Genomic DNA, 2,095 nt, shown 5'->3' with positions numbered 1-2,095 from the left:
GTAAATCCTCATCATTAGAAATAGCTTCAATGGCTGCAGTCAAACCTGCAACTATCTTTTCTAATGGCATAGATGGTGTATCGGGTTTACCAATGACCTGCTCTGGTATGTATGGCACATGAATAAATCCGAATCGTAGGTGAGGGTAATGCTTATCTTGTAAATAACCTAAGTGATAAAGCACGTGATTACATACATACGTACCTGCGCTATTTGAAAGTGCTCCAGGAAGTCCTTGATTAATAATACTTTGAGTCATTGCTTTAACTGGTAAATTTGAAAAATAAGCTGGCGCACCGTCTAAGTGAATGGCTTGATCAATAGGTTGAAAATCATCATTATCTGGAATACGTGCATCATCAATATTAATGGCGACACGTTCTGGGGTAATGGCATTTCTACCACCAGCTTGTCCTATAGCTAGTACAACATCATAATGATTAGATGCCAACGTTTTATTTATAATATTATCTACTTTCTTAAAAGAGGTTGGTAGTTTTAATTTATCGATTGTATGTGTGCCAATAATATCTTCTAGTTGAGTCACAGCTTCCCATGAGGGATTGATATTTTGATTGTCAAAAGGCGCAAACCCTGTTACTAAAATGTGCATTTTAAGACACCCCGCAGTATTAAAATTTAATTTAGTATAACACGCGCATAATTAAAAACATATCAGGTTATGTATGCGCATAAAAAACAGCCTTGAAAAACCTTTATAAATCGGATTTTCAAAGCGTGTTTTGAAAGGTATTTAATTAAAACTAAGCATGTTGATGTAAATCATCAAAGTTTGTTAAACGTTGTTGCCACTCATTATCACTAATATTATTTGCTTGAACATAACGATTACGCTCATGTTTAGCACATTCATAAGAGCATGCACCTAAATATTTAGTTTCGTTTTCTTCAGAAACTAATATTTGTTTATTACATTCTGGGTTAGCGCAATTAATATAACGTTCACATGGTTTGCCATCAAACCAATCCTTACCAATAATTGTTTTTTCAACTTGGTTGATATCAACACTGATACGATCATCAAATACATACATTTTACCGTCCCAATATTGACCTTTTGTTTCAGGGTCTTTACCATATGTAGCTATACCGCCGTGAAGCTGCGCTACATCTTCGAAACCTTCTTTTAAAAGCCATCCAGAAAATTTTTCACATCGAATGCCACCTGTACAGTACGTAACCACTTTTTTATCTGTAAATAACGCTTTATTCTCTTTAATCCAGTCAGGTAAATCTCTAAAGCGTGTGATGTCTGGGCGAATTGCACCTCGGAAATGACCTAAATCAAATTCATAATCATTACGTGCATCAATAATGACTGTGTCATCATCTTCAAGAGCTTTTCTAAATTCTACAGGTGATAAATATTGGCCAGTTGTGTGTCTTGGATCGACGTCATCTTCTAAATCTAAAGCAACGATTTCTTTTCGAGGACGTACATGCATTTTCTTAAAAGCATGTCCTTCAGCTTCATCAATTTTAAACACCATATCTTTGAATCGTTCATCGGCATGCATATGTGCCATATATTGTTCGGTTTCTTCTTTTGTACCAGATAATGTGCCGTTAATACCTTCTGTAGAAACAAGAATTCTACCTTTTAAATGGTGTGCTTTGCAAAACGCTAAGTGATCCTGAGCAAACTGTTCAGGGTCATCAATCGTCGTATATTTATAATATAAAAGAACTTGATAGTTCATAGGTTAATCTCCTTCTATAAACATGTTATAAGCATGTTAATTTTTAAAATAAAGCGTCAATACGCATATTTATCTACGTCCATCATTTTAACAGAGTTGTATTGTCATTCAATATTTCTAGCTTGAAATCAGCCACTAGACCGATAAAATAGATAGATGAAACCGTTATCATTTTATTTGATAGTTATCTTGTTTAAAATAAAATTGATAGTTAAAACGAATGAAATGAAAGGAATGATCATGATGTCACAACAAGATTTACCTACATTATTTTATAGCGGGAAGTCCAATAGTGCTGTTCCAATTATATCTGAAAGTGAATTACAAACAATTACAGCTGAACCATGGCTTGAAATTTCCAAAAAAGGATTGCA

General features: G+C 34.2%; 2 protein-coding genes and 1 pseudogene. 1 reads left to right on the top strand and 2 read right to left on the bottom strand.

The window, feature by feature from the left end; translation table 11 throughout:
• Both pcp and trhO read right to left on the bottom strand, forming a co-directional pair.
• Nucleotides 1-613, bottom strand: a 613-nt coding sequence (gene pcp, locus IDG60_RS11920) for a pyroglutamyl-peptidase I (RefSeq protein WP_206160735.1), incomplete at its 3' end; no start/stop codon positions are given.
• Between the two features lie 151 nt (nt 614-764).
• Nucleotides 765-1,721: an oxygen-dependent tRNA uridine(34) hydroxylase TrhO gene (trhO, locus tag IDG60_RS11915; RefSeq protein ID WP_001109281.1), complete on the bottom strand. Its 957-nt coding sequence runs from the start codon at nt 1,719-1,721 to the stop codon at nt 765-767.
• 243 nt (nt 1,722-1,964) lie between these two features.
• Between trhO and IDG60_RS11910 the strand changes: the two are divergent.
• Nucleotides 1,965-2,095 (top strand): annotated as a pseudogene (locus IDG60_RS11910) (SMP-30/gluconolactonase/LRE family protein); the annotation flags it as partial.

The sequence above is a fragment of the Staphylococcus sp. EG-SA-2 genome (assembly GCF_017152085.1).
This window is presented reverse-complemented; position numbering and strand designations above follow the sequence as displayed.

Bases quoted from the DNA above. Each gene is read 5' to 3' on its own strand.
- trhO (WP_001109281.1), bottom strand. From the start codon at position 1,721: ATGAACTATCAAGTTCTTTTATATTATAAATATACGACGATTGATGAC.